General features: G+C 45.9%; 16 protein-coding genes. 1 reads left to right on the top strand and 15 read right to left on the bottom strand.

Going from position 1 to position 24,884, the window contains the following annotated elements; translation table 11 throughout:
- Positions 1-525 precede the first annotated feature (525 nt).
- A complete protein-coding gene (locus PJI16_11780; protein ID MDT3778236.1) occupies positions 526-2,067 on the top strand; it encodes a hypothetical protein in 1,542 nt (513 codons plus the stop codon).
- Positions 2,068-2,155: 88 nt separating this feature from the next.
- On the opposite strand, the gene PJI16_11775 is transcribed toward PJI16_11780, so the two are convergent.
- The 15 genes from PJI16_11775 to PJI16_11705 form a co-directional block, all read right to left on the bottom strand.
- Positions 2,156-3,352: a glycosyltransferase family 4 protein gene (locus PJI16_11775; GenBank protein MDT3778235.1), complete on the bottom strand. Its 1,197-nt coding sequence runs from the start codon at positions 3,350-3,352 to the stop codon at positions 2,156-2,158.
- 36 nt (positions 3,353-3,388) lie between these two features.
- The gene (asnB, locus tag PJI16_11770) at positions 3,389-5,254 is read right to left on the bottom strand and encodes an asparagine synthase (glutamine-hydrolyzing) (GenBank protein MDT3778234.1); all 1,866 of its coding nucleotides are present in this window, start codon (positions 5,252-5,254) and stop codon (positions 3,389-3,391) included.
- A 24-nt stretch (positions 5,255-5,278) separates the two neighbouring features.
- Positions 5,279-6,643 carry an O-antigen ligase family protein gene (locus PJI16_11765; GenBank protein MDT3778233.1) on the bottom strand — a complete coding sequence of 455 codons (1,365 nt, stop codon included), beginning with the start codon at positions 6,641-6,643 and terminating at the stop codon, positions 5,279-5,281.
- A 64-nt stretch (positions 6,644-6,707) separates the two neighbouring features.
- Positions 6,708-7,883: a hypothetical protein gene (locus PJI16_11760; protein ID MDT3778232.1), complete on the bottom strand. Its 1,176-nt coding sequence runs from the start codon at positions 7,881-7,883 to the stop codon at positions 6,708-6,710.
- 27 nt (positions 7,884-7,910) lie between these two features.
- Positions 7,911-9,047 (bottom strand): glycosyltransferase family 2 protein, encoded by a 1,137-nt coding sequence (locus PJI16_11755; protein MDT3778231.1) that lies wholly within the window; start codon positions 9,045-9,047, stop codon positions 7,911-7,913.
- Between the two features lie 197 nt (positions 9,048-9,244).
- Positions 9,245-10,435 (bottom strand): glycosyltransferase family 4 protein, encoded by a 1,191-nt coding sequence (locus tag PJI16_11750; protein MDT3778230.1) that lies wholly within the window; start codon positions 10,433-10,435, stop codon positions 9,245-9,247.
- Positions 10,436-10,447: 12 nt separating this feature from the next.
- Positions 10,448-12,214, bottom strand: coding sequence for a glycosyltransferase (locus tag PJI16_11745; protein MDT3778229.1), 1,767 nt, complete (start codon positions 12,212-12,214; stop codon positions 10,448-10,450).
- A 58-nt stretch (positions 12,215-12,272) separates the two neighbouring features.
- On the bottom strand, positions 12,273-13,754 hold the full coding sequence (locus tag PJI16_11740) for an oligosaccharide flippase family protein (protein MDT3778228.1): 1,482 nt from the start codon (positions 13,752-13,754) through the stop codon (positions 12,273-12,275).
- A 72-nt stretch (positions 13,755-13,826) separates the two neighbouring features.
- Positions 13,827-15,542, bottom strand: coding sequence for a phosphotransferase (locus tag PJI16_11735; protein ID MDT3778227.1), 1,716 nt, complete (start codon positions 15,540-15,542; stop codon positions 13,827-13,829).
- A complete protein-coding gene (locus tag PJI16_11730; GenBank protein ID MDT3778226.1) occupies positions 15,542-16,513 on the bottom strand; it encodes a glycosyltransferase family A protein in 972 nt (323 codons plus the stop codon). The genes PJI16_11735 and PJI16_11730 overlap by 1 nt, the downstream gene beginning before the upstream one ends.
- A 14-nt stretch (positions 16,514-16,527) precedes the next feature.
- Complete coding sequence (locus tag PJI16_11725; GenBank protein ID MDT3778225.1) at positions 16,528-18,555, bottom strand: glycosyltransferase family 39 protein; 2,028 nt, start codon at positions 18,553-18,555, stop codon at positions 16,528-16,530.
- 85 nt (positions 18,556-18,640) lie between these two features.
- The gene (locus tag PJI16_11720; protein MDT3778224.1) at positions 18,641-19,630 is read right to left on the bottom strand and encodes a glycosyltransferase; all 990 of its coding nucleotides are present in this window, start codon (positions 19,628-19,630) and stop codon (positions 18,641-18,643) included.
- Between the two features lie 223 nt (positions 19,631-19,853).
- Positions 19,854-20,777: a glycosyltransferase family 2 protein gene (locus tag PJI16_11715; GenBank protein MDT3778223.1), complete on the bottom strand. Its 924-nt coding sequence runs from the start codon at positions 20,775-20,777 to the stop codon at positions 19,854-19,856.
- A 965-nt stretch (positions 20,778-21,742) separates the two neighbouring features.
- Positions 21,743-22,813: a hypothetical protein gene (locus PJI16_11710; GenBank protein MDT3778222.1), complete on the bottom strand. Its 1,071-nt coding sequence runs from the start codon at positions 22,811-22,813 to the stop codon at positions 21,743-21,745.
- An 806-nt stretch (positions 22,814-23,619) separates the two neighbouring features.
- Positions 23,620-24,627, bottom strand: coding sequence for a methyltransferase domain-containing protein (locus tag PJI16_11705; GenBank protein MDT3778221.1), 1,008 nt, complete (start codon positions 24,625-24,627; stop codon positions 23,620-23,622).
- Positions 24,628-24,884: the final 257 nt, after the last annotated feature.

The raw sequence follows: 24,884 nt of genomic DNA, 5'->3' as shown, positions 1-24,884 counted from the left end.
TCAGATAAGGGAAATGCCTTTGAAAGGGCTTTTGATCTCTATTGCTTCCCTTAAAAAGATTTAAAGACACACTCAACAAATTATACGTGCTTTAAACTGGCTTATAGGGTTGTATTACAGGTTAGCAAATTAAGCGGTACTTAAACTTAAGCATCCCCGTAGGAGAGAGATTTAGCCTATGATGACGAATCCATTGACATATATCTTTTACCAACCACAGATACCCAGATTAGGCAGGGGAACCATACAAACTCCAACCAGACGCACAGCAAGCAGCTTTTTCCGAAAACTTCGTCCGTCAACAAGGTTGAGTTTTCGAACTATGCCCTAATTAAGGTTAAAAAAATTCCTAAAAACTTACTAAAGCTTTTCTAAATATTACCGAAACATAACCAGTCACGGGATGTGACAACCCAATTTCCAGGAAACTATAAGGGAATATGTCTAATAGCTTTACCATCCATTAAATTCCTATGCGTAAGGCATTCTAGAGAAGTCACGACATAGCACCACAAGGAGAAATCCATGAAAAGTCGATATGCAACCAATCCAGCAATACTCTGTTGGTCTTTACTCGCAGCAGTTTTCATGCTGAATGCCACTCAGAGCATTGCCGCGACCTACTACATCTCCCCCACAGGGAGTAATGTCCTAGGTAATGGCACCAGCCAGAACCCTTATTATACGCTCACGCATGCCTTTTCGAAGGGAGGAGGCCACACGTATATCCTTAAAGATGGCCTATATAATTATGAGGGAGGCACCATCGTGAATCCGCCAAGTGGGTCAACAACTTCACCCACGATAATTCAAGCAGAACACGATGGCAAAGCCGTCATTGATGGTGCAGGTGTTCGTACGGGGGTGGACATCCGTCAAGCGGGCACCCATCATATCGTTATCGAAGGGCTCCGCCTCCAGAATTGCGGCGAAGGACCGTCCGTTTCGGTCCAATCCCCAGATGGCACATCGTTAACCAATCAAATCAATAATATTACCATTCGCCGTACAGGTGCGTATGGGAGTGCGGTAAACACGAACAATAATGTCTGGAGCTTGTCCAGGATTCGCGACTCTCTATTCGAAGATGTGTGGGGCTGGGGAGCTGGACGATATGTTCTGAGTGTCTATGGAGGCACAAAAGTGACCATCAGGCGCGCTGTGCTCCGATGGGATAGGTGGGATGGATTGGCTTACAAGCCAGGTGACCCGAAATTCAACATGAGTTTATATAATACCTTTGACAGCTTGGTGGAAAATGTGATTCTCCTTGATGGGACCACAGCCACAGGAGGAGGAGATCGTGGTGGCATATTGCTTGCCGGAAATAGCAATGGTGACACCGCTCCCTATACTGGCTCATCAAATAACGTCATTCTTGGCATGATTAGCCTCAATAATGTCGGAAACGGTCTGGCATCTGAGTCAGGAGGGGCAGTCAATAACAATAATCGATTTGAAAATGTTGTTTCCTGGGGCAACGAATACGCAATTACGGTTCCTAGGAAAAGCAGTAATACCACACTCAACCATGTCACATTGGGTGGGGGATCTTATGGGACGTATTTCGGTGGGGGCGGCAATCAGGTGACCAACGTCTCCCTAAAAAATAGCCTCATACACAATAATTCAAATAGTGGAATCAATGGATCCGTCACATCAGATTACAATAACGTCTATTCGAATAGTCCTAATTATAACGGCGCAAGTCCTGGTGCTCACGATTCCAGTATACAACCAGGATTGAAATATCTGCTGCGGGCGGAAACAGGGACACCGAATAAAGGGGCGGCTTCGGATGGTGGAGATATTGGCGCCACAATCATCAAACGCTATCAAAATGGCAATTTAACCAACCAAAATCTCTGGCCATTCCCCAATGAGGCACGGATCAAGGCGGATCTCTGTGCAAATGAATCACGAGGATTCTGCGGCAAATCATCCCTCACACATTATATTTGGGAATTTCTTGGGAACCCACTTCCAGCAGAATATGCGAATGGGGGGGGCACCTCAGATACGATTCCTCCGGCTTCCCCAAAAGGCCTTACCCTTACCATTCAATAATATGGTCTAACCTGGTGCAGCAATCAGCCATGAAAGGTTTGCTGCACCTCCCCCTTCCGGGAAATACTTCCACCCATCCGTTAGACAATCACACATCAGAACAGGCGCCGAGGAGGACCGAATAGTATTGGGATGCGGCGGCATCCCAGGTCAAGTTACCGACAGACCCGCAAATTTCCCCTTCATCCCATTCCCTGGCCAGTGCCATATCCAACGCCTCAGATAATTGGTGACTATCGCCAGGCTCAACAAGAATCCCATTAGTTTTCCCAATGAGATTGGGAATATCACCCACTCTGGATGCCACCACTGGACGGCCACAGGATAATGCCTCAAGAATCACATTGGGACACCCCTCACGAAGACTCGGCAAACAGAAAACATCACATGCACCGATCCATAGAGGGATATCCTGATGTGCCTTCGCACCAACAAATTGAATATGCCCTTGAAGGTCCTGCTTGTGGACGAGTTCTTGATACGCTTTGAGCATGGGGCCATCCCCGATAATATACAGGGTTATTGGCTTTCTAATTTGAACAAGTTCTTGGAAGGCCTCAATCAGATACCGAAGCCCCTTCTCTTCCTCTTCTGCTAATCTTCCCACAAATAGAACGCAGGGGCCCTTTTGTGGAAGTCCAAGGATGGTTCCTGACTCAGTTGGATCCCTTGGAAAAAATAATTGTTTATTAACCCCGTTACGAATAACCGTGACACGCTCATGGTCTATTCCCACGCCTAAGAGGTGAGTCTTCAATTCTTCTGAAACGACTGTGACTCGAGAAGCCTGATTCAAGGCCCGAAGAATCGGCCCCTTCTTACGCTTGTCTAACAAAAACATATTTACATCACATCCCAGACCTGTCAGTACCAAGGGCACCCCCATAATTCTGGCCAGCAGGGCAGCAGCCACTCCATCAGGATAAAGCCAATGGGCATTTATCACATCAAATCGAAAACAGCGCCTCAGGGTGTACGCGTATCGAACAAGACCTAGAAATAATAGGAAGCTATGGTAATGGTCACCCCATTTAGGAATAAACGGATATTTGGGGCTCAAGACGGGTATGCTATCGATAGCATATTCAATTGGAATTAATGAATACCCATGCCATCTTTCCAAAAATTTCCATCGAGGGAGCTTCGGGAACCAGGGTTGTGGGCAAACGACGCGGACCTCGCAATAGTTCGTTAAACCTTGAACAAGTTGGTGGCTAAAGACTCCCTTAGTTGGATTCACGGGAGTTGGAAAAATTTGAGAAATAAACAGAACATTTAAGGACATTGGCATGACGAACAGAACCATCAAAAATGAGAGTGATCAATCAATGTACTTTTTGTGCCACATTTCCAAAGCGACAAGGGAAAAAAGTCTTCGGCTCAAATCTTCCTTTCCCTGCCGATGTCGCTTCAAAGCATTATCAATATACGACTCTTGAAAGTAATTTCGTGTGAGACTTTTGCTATCCAGCAAGACATCACGAACCTGATGATAAAGTTTTTCCTTAAACCACCTTGCCACTGGCACGGGAAATCCTTTCTTCTTTCGATAAATAATCTCATGAGGCAAAACTTTTTCCATAACTTTTTTTAAGGCCAATTTCCCCTCCCACCCTTTCAATCGATACTCATCAGGCAAGGACATGGCAAATTCAAGTAAATGGTGATCCAAAAATGGTACACGCAGTTCAAGGGAATTGGCCATGGTCATCTTATCCGCTTTGACCAGCAAATCATCAGGCAACCAAGACTTAATATCCAGATAGCCCATTTTCCTCAATCCGGAACTTTGGGAAAGTGTGCCAAGAAGTTTTTCAAAAAATACATCAGAATCATTGCCTAAACGAGAAGCAAAGCCCGGTTGATACATTTTCCGCTTGATGCTCGGCGTCACATCGTTAGAGATTCCTCGATAGCGGTTAAGAAGAGACATTCTCATCCAATCAACATACTTTGTGTATTTCTCATTGGCCTTGAGGCTCGTCGACAGACATTCATGAATCCAGGATGGGAGGTAGCCAAATACACGGTGGATTCGATCAAGCCTTGCCATAATCGGGTACAGGGGATAGCCGGCTAGAATCTCGTCACTTCCCTCCCCTGAGAGAATAACCGTCACATGCTCTTTGGCTAACCGAGAGAGGTGGAAAAGTGCAATTGCCGCACTTTCCACAATGGGTTCTTCCGTGTACTCAAGTAACAAATCCAATGAGGCAAAGAATTCTTCCGATTCAAGAATATACTCGTGATGTTCCGTGTGAAAAATATTTGCAATACACTGGGCATAGGGAAGTTCGCTGGCATCTTTATCATCATGATATCCAACAGAAAAGGTCTTGACCGGCTCGGTCATAGATTTACTCATTCCTGCAACCACCGCACTGGAATCAATCCCACCACTTAAAAATGCCCCCAATGGGACATCACTCATCAGACTCATTTCAATGCTTTTTTGAAGTAATTCGGCATACCGTTCTTGAGCTTCACCAAAAGATAACTCGCTGGGCGGAGCATCATTCAGATCCCAATACTGTGAAAGCGTCACCTGTCGATCCTGAAGAATTAAACCATACCCAGGGAGCAATTTTTGGACACCTTGGAACAATGTAGTTTCTCCGGGTACAAATCCTACCGACACGTAGAAATCCAAAGCAGCTATATTTGCGGATGGGCGAAATTCAAGCACCTTGAGAATGGCGCGCACCTCGGAAGCAAAGAGGAACTGATGCTGGTCCATATAAAAGTAGAGTGGCTTTATCCCAACCCGGTCCCGAGCGAGAAAGACCGAATTCTTGGTGGCATCATAAAGGGCAAAGGCAAACATGCCGTCAAACCATTTGGGACAGTCAATTCCATATTCTTCATAGGCATGCACAATAACCTCAGTATCACACTTGGTTTGAAAGGTGTGCCCCTTAGCTATTAAGTGCTCTCGCAATTCCAAAAAATTGTATATCTCGCCATTGTAGACAACCGCAATAGTCCCATCCTCATTAAACATAGGCTGTGCGCCAGCATGTAAATCAATAATCTTCAGCCTTCGGTGTCCAAAGCCCACATGCTTATTCAAAAATATTCCCGCGGAGTCAGGACCCCGATGAGCCATCGAATCCCTCATCTGCACAAGGAGATTTTGTTCGACAGGTTCACCGTCCCTAAACCTCACCACACCACATATGGCACACATAGCATTTGACTCCGAAGAAAAAGGTTATGACATTCCGCCAGCAAAAAACAGTGCAGTAAATAATCGAAGAAACAGTACAAATCCAACTTCTATCACGGCAATCCAAAAAATATCATTTAGAGTCAACCGAGGAAGAAAACCATTTAATGAGCAAAAGGCTGCAGCAATACCAAGCTGTACATAAAAAAGAATAAAATCTGTGGTCACAAACATCGAGGTGGCTGCATACGAACAAATGCTCGCTAAAAGAGCCAAAGCGAGTGAGCGATCCTTAGGATCAGAGACTTGCCTCGATACATGCCACAGCCCTTTTATCGACAGATACGACAATGAGATGTAGATAAACAGCCCGGGGAAGCCAGTTTCGCCAAGATTTTCCACATAAGAATTATGTGCAATGAGGCTGAGCCCTGTTTTATCTCTCGCAGCGCTCTTAAAACGCATCTTTCCTACACCAAAAACAGGGTTTTCTTTAGCCATCTCCAACCCTGCAGCCCAAAGATCCACACGATGTGCCGCTGACTTACTCCCATCACTATCATCAAACCCGCGTGTCGTCAGAAAGCCAACCAACGGCGCGGCCAGAACCAGAACAATGGCACCAAGGATCAACGCGGTACGTGGCTTAAATCGTAAGACCAGCGAAGCGAACAAGGCTACGATTGTGGCCAATAATCCTCCGCGTGACTGAGTCAAAAGAAGTCCTTGAAAAATAAGTAGGCTAAAAAGAAAGGATGTAATCCGAATAAAGATATTCCAGGGAGAGAACATAAATTGAATGAGAAACGGAAAGGAAATGACAAAAAGCAAAGCCAGAACATTCATCCCATCCCAAAGTCCCACCCACTTTGCGCGACCACCGTGTCCATCATCCCAACCAAGATGTTGCCCGGCCCACCCAACCCCAGTCGCCACTTGATCAATACACTGGTAGGCGAGAAGCCCTGACAGGAAAATTTGGAACCATATCAGCCGACGGATTTGTCCAGTTGAGTTTAAAAACAGAAACAAGCACATGAAAATAAGAAAGGATTTCGAATACTCCGTGAAAGCCGCACGCGCATACCATGCTCCTTCCCCTCCTTGCGCAAGGTTTGACAGGCTGATCACCACAAGCCAGACTACCAATACATACAATAATGGCAACTTGCACAAACGCTGCCATCCATCCATTTGAAAAATGGAGCCACCGAGCAAAAAGGCAAAAATTATATAATCAACAGGCCAATTCAACATAAACGGCACCCAGTCCTGGGGCCGCAAATAAAGCGTGATGAAGTAAAGAAATAGAAGAAAAGACAGCGGTGAAGGTATAGGTCCATTCCCAGATGCCCGGTTGGGCCCAATAGAGTCCACAGGCTCTAGATCTGCGGTTTCTTCTTTGACCATAATGTTTTAAATGAAATCCTTTTCGCCGTTTCGGAATAGAATAGCCTGGAGAGTTGTATTTAATTCATTTGTTTTTTGTTGTAGCTTTGAAAGATCTCCCAAATTTTGCTAAATAGAAAGAAGGATCGAGCGCGACTCCACTTTCCGCAGCTTTGACTGCCTGAAATAATTCGTAGGCAGTCACATAATGGAGACAGTATCTTTGACCATCGTTATATTCGTCCTCCAGATAGGTCCACATACGGTCCATGGGCTCTCCAAGCAAAACCGCCATGTTCTGCTCATCGGCTCCATGAGTATGAAGTTTCACAAAGATCCAATTGGGCTGTCCTTGTACGTGAATATGAGTCTTAATCCAAAGGTCAACGCGTTCTTTGGAGGGAGGGTTATCCCCGGAGAGTTCTCCATTTTCAATCCTGGGGAGTAACCCTAATTTTCGAGATTTCCAATTCAACCCCAATGGACCTTGGATCAACATCAAATCTCCACTGGACTTCCTCCCAGCTTCAACAGCAACACCGGTGTTATGGGATTTCGGTCTCAGGGGGTCATCGGTGGCATAATACACAGAGTTAATTGTGGCAACCTGAGACTCGTCGGGAGCGGAAGGAAAGGTAAAATCTGCGTAACACCCCGTCTCACGCAAAATGGAGATCTCATTATTGACTCCACACCATCTCCCTGCACCACCACTATTATCTAAGGCCCAGTTTCCATGGATAAAACCATATTCGATCTCTCCTGATTCAGGATTTTTACGGAGGAGATCGTGGCGCTCATGAAGAATGGTCTTAAATTCATGAAGTGTATCCCTCAAATGTTCGGGGGTATCATTATCATGATGTAGATGAATCTCAACATCTCCAAACCCCATTCCACATAAAGTGGCGAGATGATCTAAATGAGCAGGTCGATATTCTTCCGCAGGAAAGAAGAAGCTATGCTGTGGACATCTCCCACTCACATCCCGATGCTTGGACGCGATATGCGGATAATTTTTCATCCATTTTTCTACCCGGGCACATTCTTGTTCATACGACACCCCACCAACAGCGGGCTCATAATGGTCGGTCACACAAAAAAATATATGAATCGGCCCCGCAGTCACCTTTGGACGAGAACGAAATTGCTGGATGACATAGCTCGCAATCCAGAGATGCATCTGCTTTTGCCGCAATACGAGCCCGACAAATCCCAGGATGATCAAAAACCCACCGAGCAGTCCAGATACGAGATACACTTAGCCATTCTCCAGGGTTAGCGAATCCTAACGTTCGGCTTTACGCCAAAGACTGGTTTGTCCGGCACTAAAGAAATGAAGGAAAAATCCGTACAACGCGGCGGCATTCCCCATACAGAAGTACAGCGGCACATAAAAAAAGGTAGCGCGGCCGAGTGTTTTCATGAGAACCCATCCCAGGACCGCAGCAAGATAAAAAGACACTTGCCCCCAGAAAAGGCTGTGATACCAAAGGGAGGGAATCAGCGCACTGCTCAACAGCATGGTTAAAAGAAAAAATGGGATCAACCAGCGGAATAATTTATGAGAGATAAACTGGGAGGCAAAGAACGTCTTTGGCGGAAAAAACATCTTGGGGAATTGGGTGAGAATCTGATACCCGGCAGATGCATAGCGAACCTTGAGAAAAAATTCATCATGAAGCGTTTTTGAGGAATATTCGGCTGAAGTCGCCTCTCCTTCATAAATCACTCGAAATCCGGCTTCAATAATTTTCAGAGAAAGAAACATATCGTCATGAACAATGAAGGATGGCATAGGGGCAAAAAGAGCTCTGCGGATGGCGAAAATTTCACCATCCGCACCCACGATGGAACCTAAACGGCTTTCCCCCAATTTAAGCCAACTTTCATAATTCCAGAAGGCCGTCTCCCCTTGACTGGTTTGCCTATCGCAGTCTATTAAAATGACCTTTCGACCCGAAACCCCACCCACAGAAGGATCATGGAAATTTCGTGTAATCTTCTGAATCACCGTTGGCTCATAGACGGTGTTAGCATCAGAAAATAAAACAATCTCCCCAGTAGCCACCGAAACGGCATGATTCAAAGCTGCCGTCTTTCCTTGCCTGGCCGGTCGATGCAAGACGGTGACTCCCTGTTTTTCATATGACTGAGCAATACTCACCGTTTGATCAGTCGACCCATCCGCAACAACAATAATCTCCAATTGCCCTTCTGGATATGCCAACGCCATAGTGTTGGCCATTTTGCTACCAATCACTTTCTCTTCGTTATAGGCGGCAATAATCATAGATACAGAAGGATAGAATGCGCCTTGCTTGATGGGCCTCGGTCTTATCCGTGCGAAAACCCAAACAAGAAGTGGATAACCAAAATAGGTATACAGCACCGCCCCAAATGCCGCCCAAAAGAGCAGTTTCATCCCAAATCCTTTTCAGTACAGTAGAGATTCATGCAACACCTCTCATTTCCTTCAAGGAGAGCCTACGGCCGTTCTTCCCTCTCAAAAAGGAAAGGAGAGATTAAACTTTATTAAAGTTAAGTGTATGCTGTTTATGTCGGTAATTTTTCGACAATCCTAAGCGGATCCATATAGCGAGGAAGGAAAAACCAGGGTCTTCAACTCTTGTCTATGAGTGCAGAGGCAAACCGTTCAACCTTTTTTCCGTTCTCATGCCAGGTATGCTGACCCAGAACTTTTTTCCTGGCACGGGCACCTAACTCCATCCGCAGTGCACTATCGCCCAATAACAGTGAGAGGGCCTGCCGGAGCGCACCAGGATCGCCACATTGGACGATCAATCCATCCTTACGATCTTCAATAATATCTCGAATGGGCAGAAGGTCCGGCGCAATCACGGCCTTCCCCATGCCCATAAACTCAAACAAGACGATCGGAGAACCAAAGACATTTGAATCTGGAAGCACACAGATATCCATAGCCGCAATATACGATAACACCTGAGATCTGGGCACGGGGCCAGTGAGAAACACAACCTCTTCTAACTTGCTGGCTCGAATCTGTTCGATGAGCCCATCAACAACCGGGCCATTGCCTACCAGCATAAGCCGAATATGTGGATATTCCTTGTGAACATCTCCGACCGCTTTAATAAGCAGATCTAACCGATCCCAGGTATCAAACCATCCTGCAAAACCAACGACAGTATGACCATTGAGGTGATACCGCTTTCGAATCTGATCTCCCCATTCCGTCGTTTCTATCACTTGGGCATCCACCGCGTTGGGAATCACATGGACTGCACCTGGTTTTCCGCCTCGCTGTAACACCTCTTCTTTCAAAAAGCTCGAGACAGTGAGTATCACATCGGCCTTTTTGAATATCATTTTTTCAAACCATTGAGAGACAGGAACCAGCACCTGGTTTCGAGCCCTCTGAACTCCGACTACCTCATTCACCTCCAGCAAAACAGGCCACCCAAAAAATTTGGCTAAAAACACTCCCATAAACATGAAAAATGCATACCGTTCATAGTACACATCTTGGCCTCGCCGTAGTAAAATTGGCCCCAATCGAATCATCACCACCACGTTATAGCCGATTTCAAGAATTTCAAAGAAAATATCAGGAACCCAACAACTCACAAATTTCCAGATTCGGGTTATCCCTCGTACCTGGGCCTGACCTTTATCAACGGGCGAGGCGCCGGCCATCCGGAGTGGATCTACACCAGACGGAGATGCCACCTGAATCGTATGGCCTAGCGTTTCAAGAGCCCGAACCATACTGGCAATATGAACCCCTTCCCCTCCTCGACCCAGCGTTCTGTGATGATAAAGAAATTTCACCGTGGCTCTCCGTCAAACCGTGAGCATTTTTGAAATATGAACCGGGTTCAGGTTTTGGCGGACGATAACATCCAGGATATTCGGAAGTGCCTTGACCGCAGAGGGATTGGTTCCGTGATATAACAGAATATCCCCGGATTGAAGAGACTGGCATTGTAGCGCGGCAAGAATTTCTCCTGGACTCTCTGCCTGGAAATCCTTGAGATCAACATTCCACATGACACACGTGAGACGTGCAAGCCAAGCTCCCCCAATAGAGCCCAAACATAATTTTCCATAGGGAGGACGGAATAATCGACAGGGGCGTCCTGTGATGCTTTGAAAGAGTGCCTGAGTGCGCTCAATTTCCACGACGACTTCCTTCCATGACAAGTGATCGAAGGAAGGATGAGTAAACGAATGATTCCCCAATTCGTGACCTTCCTCAATCATTCGTAAAACCAACTCTTTGTGCCGCTCGATCTTTTCACCAACAAGGAAAAATGTTGCGGTGACACCATAGGTTTTGAGGATTGCAAGAATTTGCGGGGTATAGGTTGGATCGGGGCCATCGTCGACTGTGATGGCAATGTGACGGGTATCCCGCTCCCCATTCCATAACATCCATCGCCGTGGAAACTTCTGAGCTACCTTTTTCACGATATTCTTCAAGAATGAAGGTGGTGGCTCCATCTCATAGAGATATTGATAGGCCTCGGTCATCGGAGTCATTCCAAAATGGTCTCGAATTCGGTTTTGGGCATTGTTAGCCATTCGCTTGGCTTCACCAGGATCCTGGATAAGTCGGGACAGAGCTTGAGCAATATCTTCGGGATTCCCCGGAGGAATTAAAAGACCTGATTCCTGATGAACTATAATCTCAGGAATACCCCCAACATTCGTCGCCACAACGGGAAGACCGTTGGCCATCGCCTCCAACAATGAAAGTGGTATGCCCTCGGTCAAAGATGGAAGAACAAAAAAATCAAAAGTGGACAGGAAGATTTCAACATTTTCCTGGTACCCCATAAATTCTACGCTTGAAGAGATACCAAGACCCTCTGCTAGCGCTTCCAATTCACCGCGCTGAGGTCCGTCTCCAACAAGGATCAGTCGAAGGGCAATGCCTCGTGCCTGAAGGACCGAATAAGCGTGCAAAAGATGATGTATTCCTTTTTCAGGAGAGAGCCGGGCTACGGTCCCCACCACCCATTCTCTTTGATTTTGAAAATCGGGGGCCTCGCGAAAAGCCATGTTCTTCCCATTGTGGGGGTTCGAAAATTTCTTTTCTTCGATCCCATTTAAAATCGTAAGACCTTGAGGAGAAGAGATTCCATACTCCCCAAACGCCCGCGTTGTATCTTGAGAGACACCGACGATTTTATGAAAAAACAGAGAACCGACTCGAAACTTCAGACGGTCCTTCCAGTTGTATGTTCTCAACCAGATATCATGTTGCGTATGAATACGAACGGCGACAGACATCCACCACGCTGCCCACCCGGCATACAACATCGGATCAAGACTGTGGGTGTGCACCACGGTAACTCCTTCCCGCTTCAATACTTTGACCAAACGACCAATCAAACCCAAATCAAGTCCTGGCCTACGTTTGACGACCACAATCCGACAGCCGGCATTTTCTACCATAGGAGCAAGAACCCCCGGTTCATCTAAACAAAGGACAATCGTTGGCAAGGTTGAAAGAATAGGAGAACAAACAAGCGTACATACCAACCGCTCGAGTCCACCGGGTTGAAGACTTAAAACCACATGAGCAACTTTTGTTTGATTGGCCAATGCATTCCTCTGATTAAAGCTTGTTGAAAAAGCCTCCATTCAGGACAAAGGGATTCCCCTATATAGTTGTTCCCCGCAACCGCCGGATTTCTTCGACAGCGAAATGCCACCCTGCCTCGACTTCTGACCAGTTCAGACAGCCTGCACTTAATATGAGAAAAGGATAACAACTCACAATAGCTATCCCGGCACCCAGGAATCCCCCATATCCCATAAACAGAATTCCCCAATTGAGTCCTAAAAGGAGAGCACAAATCCCTCCAATTTTTCCCAGAGCCCGATAATCATATTGAATGGGAAAAAGCTGTTGCGAATAAAACAGCATTAAACTCACACTCACGACTTCCGCCAAAAGATACGCAAACCCGGCCCCCATTGCCCCCAAACGAGGGATCATGGCAACACTGAAGATGATTTTCACAAAGCCGGCCAACACAGTCACATAAAATAAGTACTTCGTTTTTTTTAAATACAAAATACCGGTCTGAAATGGGTAGCCCAAGCTTGACACCAAAAGACCCGCGGCCAGAATCGGGATAAGGTGTTCAGCCGGCCAATATTCTAATGTCGTCAGCATCCGCAGAATAGCCGGTGAAAAAGCTGAAATTCCCAGTGCCAACAGGCCAACCACTAAAGCCATATAAATAACAATTTTGGCTTGCAATTCTTTCACATTTTCATTCTTCATTATTGAAAATCGAAAAGATCCATAACTGTTTTTAAACGGCTCGAGAACCAGCACATTGCCCAATTCCACGAACTTCAGCGCCAAAGCATAAAGTCCGACCGCTTCAAGTCCATACAAAGCCTTCAGGAGAAACCGATCTGAATACAGAACGGCAACCCCAACAATGGTGCTCAAGAGAAAGGGGAAACTATAGGTGAGCACCTGGCGAAACTTGGCTTGGTGAAACCGTAGCCCGCATTCATACACCGTGGTGCCAACAACATAGACCCACGATATCCCAACGCTCATGAGATTTCCCAGAAGAATCCCCCACACTCCCCATCCAAGGATAGCCACCGAGTAATAATTACATCCTACCTGTAAAAGTAATCGCAGAAAGGAAGCCACCACAAATCGGGTGGAATACTCCCTGGCCCGGAAGTACGCGAGACCAATTTCCGTGGATAATTGTAGAATGAGAATAAGGAGGCCAAGCTGTAGGAGACTCGCGTCTTGTCTTGAGCCAAGCAGAAATCCTGACAAAATCGGTGTCGTAAACCACAACAAGGCGACCCCGCTGGAGGCAATCACACTGGATCCGACCAATGTCGTACTCACCAGAAATTTTCGTTCCAACTCTTCTTGGAACTCAAAATAAAATCGCAATGTCGCATGCGCCAATCCCACTCCCAGCAAAGAAGAGACGAGTGCCGTGACCCCGTAAACTAACTCCAGCGTCCCATACTCAGAAGGCGTCAAATAGCTTGTATAGAGCGGAAGAAGAAGAAATGCTCCAGCGCGATTGACAATTCCTCCGACTGCATAAATGGAAGAATGCTTGAAGAGGCGCTTCATATCTGACTGCATATTCATAAGTCCCATTCAAAAGCAAAACCTTCAACAGAAACCATCTGGCTGTTTATGACCCTATATTCAATCGGAACATTATGAAACGGAACAGTTTGCTTCAGTGACCGTAGCTAACGCCTTCTCAAAAGCAGAACGCAAAATTGGCATCATGGCGTGAGAGAACCAATCTTCTTCCGATTTATGCCAATGATCGAAATGCTCATGAAATTGATAGAGAAGCAGAATGACCGCATAAATTTTCTGCCGATCTCCAGGGCCTAAATCGAGTGCGTGCCAATACGTTTGGACACACTCATTCTTAAAAAGATCTTCTTCAAAGGCCACTCTCACAATGGCTTGGTAAAAGGGAATTCGCTGCTTCAAATAGACTTCGTAACTCAAGTACCACAATAAATCCATCAACGGAAAACCCATCTCTCGCGACAAATCCCAATCGATCAAACCGACAACTTCCCCGGACTCATTGACAAGTAAATTTGTCCGCTTAAAATCACCATGGGTCCGCACCAGAACCGCTTCCTTTCCCAGCAACCCTTCTTTCAATAGGGCTTCAACCTTTGCAACCATCTCTTTATCGGTTCCATTGGAATACCCCATTAAATGGGAAAGAGAAGCACCCACAAGGCGCTCAAAAAGCGCGTCATCAAGAATCACTTTCTGTGCTGTTGCGGTATGAAGTTGCAAAATGAAGTGAAGGGCCTGAGCCGTCATCCTGTCAGATTCCCACGAACATTTTCGGGTCCCTGTTGGTTCAAGACCGGGTAGTTTGGATTCGACAAAATACCTCAAATCCCCAAAACGACGAAGATTGTAGGGAGCTGGAATGGCCACAGGAGCTTTACCCTGTAACGCATGTAAGGTCTCATAATTATTTCGACATCGAAACAAAGGCTCGTCGCCTAAAGGAAACCGGACAATCCGACCTGGAAGTTTCCCCACAAGTGTATTGGCAGTTCCGACATACACTTGAATATCTGATCGGTCCGATTGGTCAATCTCAGGCTGACTCACGATGTCCCCTATAACCCCTGAAGACCGCTCCGGGCAGGACTTTCCTACAATCAAACCGTACGACTCCCCTCTTAGCACTTTTTTCAATGTGGACCGACCTTTCGAGACCCACGACTTTTTGTTTCGCTCCTCAAATACCGCTTCAACAGGCCCGCAAGTCGGATAAAAACTGAGTCTGTTGAGAACTCTGCTTGAATTCCTCACCATTGCAGATCCAAGGCCGCGTTGGTATACCCGGGTTGCCTCATAGCCAATGTCAGAGAATAATGGCCCTTCCCTCATTCCCAAATAGATCATTCCACCAGGAGTCAATAAATTGAAGAGTTCGGAAAAAAAATCCCTAGCCTTGCGCACAGTGCCTACGCCGGCTTCCAACCAAACCTGCGGGTCAGGAAGGCACACAAGATCAAAGAGGCCTTCCTGAAAAGAAAGGGACTGATTAAGTCCATAGAGGACAGTCTTAATTTTTCGGCCCTCTTGCCTGGCGCGAGCAATGGCACATCTCCTGCTAGGCTCATCTCGATAGACCCCCGTCACATTGATAAATAAATAGGATAGGGCCACCGTTGTGGTTCCTAACCCCGCATCAAGAACCAGGACGGTATCCTGGCTTGTTCTTCCCACCCATAACATCCATGCTGCCTGGGATCCGAGGTGGATTTCCCAAAAGAGTTTCTTTCGCTCTTCGGAGCCCAATTCATTCAGAATCTTTCCGACACCGTCCAGCCAGCCATATCCTTCCACCAAATCGGCAAGACGTTCATGTATCGTTGAGGCCATCACCCGATATCCTTGCGAAAACCAATATTCCCTTGGAAAGGACGAACAAGGCTTTTCACCATGTGTTTAATCAATCCCCAGCCGAACCGGACCTGGTGGTAGAGGTTTGCCGGATGCAATTTCATAGCCTTGGCTTGCAACTTCCAGGCATGCTTTTCCCCAACAACAAAGCTACTCTCGGCCCATTCACTATAAATCTTGGCCTTACGTATGTTGTAATTCTTGAGAGAATACTCACTTCTGTACATTTGCAATATTTGGAATTGCGCAGAATATTCTTTTCGCAAGCTTCCATGACTCCTGGATTTTCTGAGAACCCGATATTGACCAAAATATTCATAGGGCAGGTAAAATTTTGTTTGGTTCGAAATTCGTATCCAAAAATCATAGTCCTCCGCCTTGAGATGTTTATGCTCAGGATCAAATCCCTGGATTTTTTCCAAAACATTTTTTCTAATGATCGCAGTCGACATGTCTATACCGTTCACATTACCTTCCATCAGTAGAATCTGCCTAAGATTTATCGGCTTGTCATATAGGTCTAAATAACACAGGCATGCTTCGATTTTTCTTCCCAATTCATCAACATTTTCCAACAACCCCCCGACAACCCCTACATCAGGATGCCTATGCATAAGGTCCATTTGACATTCGATTTTCTCAGGAAACCAAATATCATCGGCGTCACAAAACGCGACAAAATTTCCCCTACTGTGGGCAATTCCCACATTTCGAGCAATGGCCACCCCATAGTTCTCCTGATCTATCCAATGAATCCGACCAGAAAATTCTTTTAAAATTTCTCTCGAGGAATCCGTAGAGCCATCATTTACGGCAATAACCTCAATTTGTTTATAGGTCTGGCATAGGATGGAATTAAGAGTTTCAGTTAAAAATTTAGCGGCATTATAGACTGGAACAACCACAGAGACTAAAGGTAAACGTACAATGCTTTGTTCAGTAAAATTCAATTTATGGCCCATGCTTATGATGGATATCGGACAACTCTGACAACCTGTATTCGGCGATCTTTTCCGGCCACCCCACTTTGGATCACCGAATTTTTTTCACCAAAAACCTCGGTCACCCATCCAATCAGCAGTGACCGGTATCTTGGTTTGGTCAAAATCCAGACCGTTCCATTAATTTCCTGAACAGCTTTTTGTACGGTCTCCTTATTATGAAGAATTAAATTTCCCCATCGGTCTTTCCTTCCCCGGTCCTGGGAATTTTCCCTAAATAAGGAAGACTGATCGTCATAAAATATATAGTTCTCAGGCGTGAGATAAAATGACGAAGAAGGGACGGCATTGAGAATCAGGTCGCCCGGCTTCCAAGCTTCATTAATAAAGTCGGCAGGACCTCTTACATCAGCCCGCTGATAATAGTGAACGGAAACTTTTTCGGGAACATTCATCCGAAAGTTCACCTCGGCTTTCCCGACATTCATGATATGTGCGAAGGAAAAATCTTCCGAGCAGAGCAATAGTCCAAATGGCAGGAATACCACGGCACACTTCGGAATTCGTCCCAAATTAGTATTGGTGAAAAATTTCGAGTCTAGCCATGATTTTAAGGCCAGCCCCCCTTCAAACCAAAGAAGAAGAACCAAGGGATACAGGAAAAATGAATATCTTGTCGAGTTGTACATCGTATTGATCACTCCCAAGATGAGGACACAACTAACTAACACCAGAAGGAGAAAGTGATTGTTCAGGAACTGGCGGGATTCTGTCGAACCCCACAACACCATAAATCCGAAAAGACAGGACACCATCAGGAAATAGGGCATCACATCAAGCCAGAGAAAGACAAACTCCTCCATCACTCTTGGATAATGAAAAACAATCGCAAAAATTTTATGCAAAGATAGACTTTCTGGTCCTTGTGTAACCATATACCCAGTAGTCGTGAGAAACCCCACGGTAAGCCAGAATCCAAGGCATGCGACCAGGAATATGGCAATACTCCTTTCAATTGACCTTCGTAAGACCGACTGTGGATCAATGGTTTGAGTGAAATATGATACAAGTAGAATGGCCAGCACGACTCCAAACAACTGGAATAGGCCCGCGCCAAGTAACGCTACGGCTATGGCTTTTTGCCGCCAATCCCATAAGGAATTTTTCATCCCCATATAGGCGAGACCTATTCCCATCAGGACAAGTACCATATATCCCACACCCCAGAGATCTCCTCGCAGGAAGACAGACTCCCACAAGGAAATGTCTGGCAGTAGAAGAGGGCCTCCCCCCTCCTGAGGGAGAACGAATCCCTTTGGGTACTCGTTTTCCGAACCTCCAGGGAAAAGCCACAACCACACCTTCGGAAAAACAACATTCAAAAGAAGAATTGCACTAGCCCAAATACCATACCGTAACTGATTTACAAGGCTTACCCCTCGAATCAATAGTGGCAAGAACAGTAAGCACGCCATGAAAATCGAACCCTCATAGATGACGGTGCTGATGGAAGCAATGGCATATGACCAAAGAATTGCCCGTTTTCGGCCAAGAAAAAATCCTTCATGAAAATAATAAAGAAACCAAAGAAAGGCACATTGAAACATAGAATACATTCGTGCAAATCGAGCAAATTCCACTTCCCAAATTGATACACAAAAAAAGGCAACTAGAAGAAGTGCTCCTGCGTTTCCAATTCGTTTTCTACCCAACAAATAGAGAGGGGGGATCGTTAACAGATTAAACAGGACCGCTGGCAATCGAAGCGCATATTCATTCAGACCGAATAGGCCTGCACTGGCAGCTTCGAAGTATTGGAAAAGCAAGCCTCGCCAATACATGCCACCATGGGGATATAAAGGGATCCCCTTTTGCTGAATCAGTTCAACCGATTTTGCGATATAAAATTCATCGACAGCCAGGCACCAGGTACCTAACGCATCGAACCTGGCCAAGACCCCAATTAAAAAGGCGGCAAGACAAACAATGGCACAACCTAACTCGCTTTTCGAAATGGATACACCTGGAGAGGAAGCCAGAGGGGAATTCATAAGAACAGAGTGACCAGAAATCGTGTTCGAGCTACCTAACTTCAGACTATCGTTTTCTTACTTGATATTGATTTGGCGACTATTCTTAAGGTTTTGCCTTTAAGAGATCTTTGATGGTGTAGTCTTTCATCTTCCTGGCATGAGTGAAAACGATCATTTCACCAAGGAGGCCGACCGAGGCGGTTTGGACTCCGAGTACCATCAATAGGACACCCAGGATTAACAGTGGCCGATCGGTGAGTCCAGTGAGACCAAAGAGTTTTTGGATAGCCAAAATCATAGAAATGACCAGGCCACCTGAAAACAATCCCGCTCCGATCAGCCCAAAAAATCGCAATGGTTTTTTTGTGAATTTAAAGAGGAAGGCGACCGTAATGATGTCCAGAAAACGGCGAAGGTATACGCCGGGCCGAAGCATTCGGGAGTGGCAATCGGCCGGATGCTGGGCGACATCTCGCTCCACTACCCGGAACCCCCGTTGATAGGCAAGCAAGGGAAGGAATCGGTGAAGATCTCCATAAAGATTGACTTCACGAACCACAGGCCTTCGAATGCCACGAAGGCTGCAGCTCATATCATGAAACTCCACGCCAGTCAGCAATCCCATGGCAAAATGGAAGATGCGATTTTGCAGACGATTGATCCAGGGATCTTTTCGGGGATAACGGCGAGTCGCCACCAAATCATATCCCTCCTTAAGGGAATCCATCACCGTGTGCAGACCTTCAGGCAGTGTCTGAAAATAGGCTGATAACGTAATAATGACCTCAGCCTTGGCCTCCTGAAACCCCACCATCAGAACAGTGGCCTCTCCAAAATGTCGCTGAAGCGGAACCATTCGAATCGGTTCACCCTTGGCTATCAGGGCATTGAGAGATTCGGCTTGTTGCTCAAACCCTTCGTCCAGGACGAATATAAATTCAAAGGAGGGAACCATACGACGTAAGATGTCCGCATGCAGACGATAAACCTCATCGAGGGCATCACACCGTTCTGTTACCGGGACGACAACCGAAACGGCAACCTGCAATGGCTCTGAAGTGACACATGCTGGATGGACGGAATGGACAGTCATGAGAATTCGCCTTTTAATGTTAAGCATGGCAAAGCACAAGAAATGACAAATGGGAGAAGGTAGGAGAGAACCCTGTGTATTTGGGATATGCATTGGCCTTCAAAAAGACTGGCAATCCAATGAAAGTCCACCCCCGTCCGGACATATGCGTGAGGCGGTCGATACATCATTCCAAACCGATTTAGGTCATTCCCTTGCCAATTTTGAAGACTGGACGAAAGAATCATTGAGTCTGATCTCTCCAAATCATCTGATCCGGACGAAAATCCCCGGAAAAGAGAATCATTTCACCAAGCATTCCCATAGTCAGCAAATGCCCTGTCAGTGCGCATAACAAAAAAGTCGTAGCAGGGAATACAATTCCAATGGTATCTGAGAAAACCATGCCGACCAAACTCAGCCCCGCCAACAACGCTCCAGGAATGGCGAGTATGCCAAACCACAATGCCGGCCTGGCGGCAAACCCGGTCACCATTTTCACTAAAAACAAATCCAAAAACACACGCCACGCTCTTGAAATTCCATATTTGCTTTTTCCGAACATCCGTGGATGGTGGGTGACAACCAATTCAGTAATTCTCGCACCGGACAAAGTTGCCATTGCCGGAATAAACCGATGCAATTCTGAATATAGAGCTACGCGTTTAATAATGGAGGCTCGATAGGCTTTCAGTGAACATCCATTATCATGAATGGCTACTCCTGTGATTTTGCCGATAAGCCAGTTTGCAATGAGTGAAGGAAATCGCCGAGAAAGAAATTTATCTTTCCGCTCCTTCCTCCATCCACAGACCACGTCATAGCCTTCTGCGATCTTGGCCAACAATTGCGGGATATCACTGGGATCATTTTGAAGATCCCCATCCATACTGATAATAATGTGCCCGCGAGCCGCTCTGAACCCTGCAGCCATCGCTGCGGTCTGTCCAAAATTCTTTCGTAAACGAATCACGGTGACTTCAGGATTTTTTCGATGAATGTCTTCAAGTAACTCATAGGTACGGTCCTTGCTTCCATCATCCGCAAACACGATTTCATACGATTGTTCATTCCTCTCACAGGCCGTTCGTATCGCTTCATAAAGGGGATGGACACATTCCTCCTCATTGTAAATTGGAACAACAATAGAAAGGAGAGGTCGCATCATCCAAAACCTTTATCCAAGAAACTCCGAACAGAAACCTATGCGCCTTTGAATAATGAACTCAAATGACTCACCTGTGTTTCCGCTCGCATTCCCTACACCGATCAAGCGTGGTCACAAGGACTATTTCGGGAGAAAGTCATGAGCTCCCCTTACGCTCAACCACATTTCTCAAAGACAAGGAATCCCAAGCAAAGAAAATAGGGAACAAACAACACAGAATTCCTATTTATCATGAGAACTGACAAAAATGAATATGTAGTTATGTTTCGGATAGGGAAAGACGAAACTAAAGGTCCTTAGCCAAGTGACCGCACAGGCCAAAGTCGTCGAGAGGAACCTGTCACCTTCTGAACAACTCTATTCGTTAGTAGGCAGGCGAAAGACCTGCTGTCCTATCTTTTAATACAACTCCACCATGGAGATACAAGCCTTCCTACAAATCCAAGTTGAACAGAAAACCATAGGACGCTCCGTCCATTCCATGCCACTAACATGCGGGGGATGGGTCCCTGGCAACTACAACGAATTGATTCTGTGAACTGGGTGGATAGGATTAAAATCGAGGTCTAGGCGGAGCACAAAACGGTGACTGGGTGCCTCGTCATAGAAGGAATCTCAAAAAGAAAAAAGTCTTGTAGGTAAAAGACGATATCTGCGAACCAATCTGAAATCTAAAAGTGCGGAAAGGGAGGGCGAATGGGCATTTGAAAATGATAGAGAGAAAGGCTTCAGCTTAATGAAAGTTCACGACTGATCCTGGAAATATTCACTCCCATTATCTAGACTGCTAGAAGTTGATTCTCAACCGTTCACAATCAATGCGCAATTGGTAACCTTACTCACAGATCAGCCGCATCTAGCTGCTCCTGTATGCGCACCGTTCATTATTGATCGGCGAAAGAAAGCCACGAGGCTATCAAAACCATTCACTCAATCAAGAGCAAGAGTTGCACTGAAAAATGCAATTAAGGAATGGGCGCGACATTCAGATTTTTGGGAGGTTCGGGTGGCACATTGTCTGAATTGGCAATCGGGTGCGTGCGAAGCCTGATGACATTATTATTCCAACTCGGGTCATCACTGTAATACCATTTCCATTCATTGCCATCCCGCAATATTTTATTTTGTAGTACTCCTGATGTCGTGATGACCCGCTCATTTTGTATGTTCCTCATGTCGTCGAGGTGAGTGGTAGCAAAATACAGATTGTCATTGCTACTCCCGGGATGACTACCACCCTGGGGATTATATATTAATGTGAGAGTGTTGTTATCATCGTGTAAATAGACATCGAGTCCGGACCAGCCCCAGTCCAATGCACTGATACCGCCCAATTCATTGAGGCTCCATGCATTTGATCCTCTAGAGGCAGATTTTAGCTGGCCACCCTCAGCAGTAGTCACGTACAGACCAAATTGGCTGCTATCATAAACCCAACCTGCAGCATAGACTTCGCTCCCACTTGAGGAATATGTGCCACCGACTGACCCTTCCACCGTCCAAGCTTTCCCGTCAACCGACGTCGCTCCATACACCCGAGAATCAACACTAATATTACATCCACAGGTTCCTCCACCACCAAAGTTACATGTCTGAGAACCCCCTGGCGATTCAACACCAAAGTATCCGTAAAACTTCCCCTTCGAGGGAAGATACTGAATATACGCAGTTCGGATCCCCTCTTCCTGGGAACTTACAGATACAAAATCATGGGGTTTCAACAATGGATTACCTGTGAATTTCGTAAAATTCACTCCGTCCGTACTGGTGGCAAGACCGAGAGATTGATGGTTGACATCACCATCCGCATCCCAACACCCGTTAAACCCTGCGAGATAATGGAGATAATAGATCCCGCCCACTTTCGAGATACCACTCACGGCGATACCAGGTTTATTTTCCCAAGCAACGCCTGAACTGTTTTGGAGAACAACCCCTTTTTCAGTCCAATCAGAGAGTTTTTCCGGAATCGTATCAAGGGCAAACGCCTGCCCTAGCATTGCCAAACTTATAATTCCAAGGAATAAAATTCGCATTGTGATACATACGTCATGCCTTCCTTGAATTTTCAAAATTGACACTTTTCCTGTTTTGCTCTTTTCCATTTTCATTTCGCCCCCGTTTAGTTTTTTCAACCTGTGGTAAGATTTGTGGTTCACTAAAAACTGATTGTAAGCGCAAGCAAAATCTACGCCATCGTACCAGGAGCATGCTGGATGCGATTCAAAGGAATGGGTTTTACCCCAAGAAATCCCTTTCTTCCATTCGGAGAAAAAGCCAAATCTTAAGGCATATCAAGGTACCAGGAAGTAAGTTGGAGTCGCTGGTAATGCAAAAAAGTTCATTTCCATAAAAATATGGAATAAGAAAACTAAATCAATAATAGACCAGTGCATCAAAATAAAAACCTTAAACGCAGTCATAATCATTCATCAATAATACGTAGCTGCAAAGAAACCAGTATTGAGGCCAATCTGTTTAATCATAAAAATTCTAGAGCGTTGGCGTCAGGATTAGATTGACAGGCCAACGAAGGGAAAGCATGCTTTTGGCTTTGCTCATGATTTTTTCGCACTCCTTACAAGAGCACCTTGTGCGAAACAACTGTCCCCTTAGCCAGGATAACTCCTCATACAGGAGGCAATCAGCACAAGGGACCTCAGTAAGAGCAGCCTTTGCAGCTATTCTTAGCTTCAAATTTCTATCGCAGGATACCTGAGACCTTGTTCACTCATTTATCTTTTCAGGCGGAAAGTTCCCATTCCTCTAGGCCAATAAGTCCAAATTAGTTTGAGAATTCTGGGATTGATTGGTTGGTTGGTTGGATACATGCCAGTATCGTTTATTCAACTGTGAAGGTCCAAGTATATGATCTCCTAATATCCCCGACGTGCACTGCATATCGAATCGTATCCCCAACGGCATACTCCACACGAGGCATTCGGAAAAGCCGGTTTGGCCAATGGGTACGCCCAGGACGAGTGTCAAGCTGAAAACCCTCTCCAAAGTCAGCCAGGAAGTACAGACAAAATCCATCAAGACCTCCAGCCCGATTAACACGTTTGTTCGCCTGCCAATGCATTGGTACCGTACTGGCATCATCCATCTTATTCAGATCAAATGTCATAATTGGCTGAGGCTCACAAAGGAAAAAATCCACTGCAGCTTCTTCCACCATGTGTCGGATATAACCAGGTGGTTGGAATGCCTTGGCTTCTGGAAGATCACGCAAGAAGCTGAAGTCAACCCCCTGAGGAAGGTCACGCACGGTAACAGGCTTCTCCCAGAGAAAGGGCATTCTGCGACCTTTCTTCAGAGCAACAGGTTCCAGAAACAGTTCGAATCGCCCAGGTAAAATCTTTCCGGTGCTCTTTAAAGCCCGTCGTTTCAAGTCCAGCAGGTTATGTATCATATTCTCGTTAAACAGATCATCGCCCATTTGTTCATGTATGATGAAGTCAACTTTCTCCGGGGGATTGAAGCGCTGGCTGTTAGAACGTACGAATGTGATGGTGTCGATACCATTCTTTGCGGCTGTTGTCCGTGCGATGTCAATGAAACTGGAATGATCAATGGCGTAAACCTTGGCTCCTTGTCGTGCCGCAAAAAGTGCAAGAATGCCCGTACCGGTTCCCAGATCAATAACCGTATCTCCCGCCTTAACATGCGCACGGATAGCGTCATGATAGGTATCGACGCGTAAATGGTCTGCCAACATTTTTTCATGCTGGTAAAGACTGCTAAACTCCCCCATATTAGAAAAATCATAAAACAGCCTGTCTAGAGCTTTATTAGACATGATGACCTTCTTTGCGAGGCCGGTTATTCGGCTGACCATTCCATCAATCATTTTTCCCTCCTTAGAATTCTCACCTTTCGAACACGCTCTTAATGCACTAAGATCATGAGAAGATGCGACACCGGCACGGTACCCACAATTATCTTTCCCACAATTTGTGACTAGCCACAGCTTTGGGCAGTGACTTTTTATCGCCAAGTATTGCTGATCGCTGCCTGAAATCCTTTAGCTGCCAATAGGACGTTGCTGGCACCCAGAGTTGGAAAGGAACTCATGGACGTTCACGCTTCAAACTAGAATTGTACGCT

The sequence above is a fragment of the Nitrospira sp. MA-1 genome, from assembly GCA_032139905.1.
GTDB lineage: Bacteria > Nitrospirota > Nitrospiria > Nitrospirales > UBA8639 > Nitrospira_E.
The sequence above is the reverse complement of the archived record's forward strand: the minus strand, read 5'-3'. Positions and strand labels throughout refer to the sequence as shown.

Excerpts from the sequence above, each read along its gene's own strand:
- PJI16_11720 (MDT3778224.1), bottom strand. The coding sequence starts at position 19,630 with ATGACTGTCCATTCCGTCCATCCAGCATGTGTCACTTCAGAGCCATTG.
- PJI16_11775 (MDT3778235.1), bottom strand. The coding sequence starts at position 3,352 with ATGTCCTTAAATGTTCTGTTTATTTCTCAAATTTTTCCAACTCCCGTG.
- PJI16_11740 (MDT3778228.1), bottom strand. The coding sequence starts at position 13,754 with ATGAATATGCAGTCAGATATGAAGCGCCTCTTCAAGCATTCTTCCATT.
- PJI16_11765 (MDT3778233.1), bottom strand. The coding sequence starts at position 6,643 with ATGGTCAAAGAAGAAACCGCAGATCTAGAGCCTGTGGACTCTATTGGG.
- PJI16_11735 (MDT3778227.1), bottom strand. The coding sequence starts at position 15,542 with ATGGCCTCAACGATACATGAACGTCTTGCCGATTTGGTGGAAGGATAT.
- PJI16_11710 (MDT3778222.1), bottom strand. The coding sequence starts at position 22,813 with ATGCGAATTTTATTCCTTGGAATTATAAGTTTGGCAATGCTAGGGCAG.
- PJI16_11755 (MDT3778231.1), bottom strand. The coding sequence starts at position 9,047 with ATGAAACTGCTCTTTTGGGCGGCATTTGGGGCGGTGCTGTATACCTAT.
- PJI16_11715 (MDT3778223.1), bottom strand. The coding sequence starts at position 20,777 with ATGATGCGACCTCTCCTTTCTATTGTTGTTCCAATTTACAATGAGGAG.
- PJI16_11780 (MDT3778236.1), top strand. The coding sequence starts at position 526 with ATGAAAAGTCGATATGCAACCAATCCAGCAATACTCTGTTGGTCTTTA.
- asnB (MDT3778234.1), bottom strand. The coding sequence starts at position 5,254 with ATGTGTGCCATATGTGGTGTGGTGAGGTTTAGGGACGGTGAACCTGTC.
- PJI16_11725 (MDT3778225.1), bottom strand. The coding sequence starts at position 18,555 with ATGAATTCCCCTCTGGCTTCCTCTCCAGGTGTATCCATTTCGAAAAGC.
- PJI16_11705 (MDT3778221.1), bottom strand. The coding sequence starts at position 24,627 with ATGATTGATGGAATGGTCAGCCGAATAACCGGCCTCGCAAAGAAGGTC.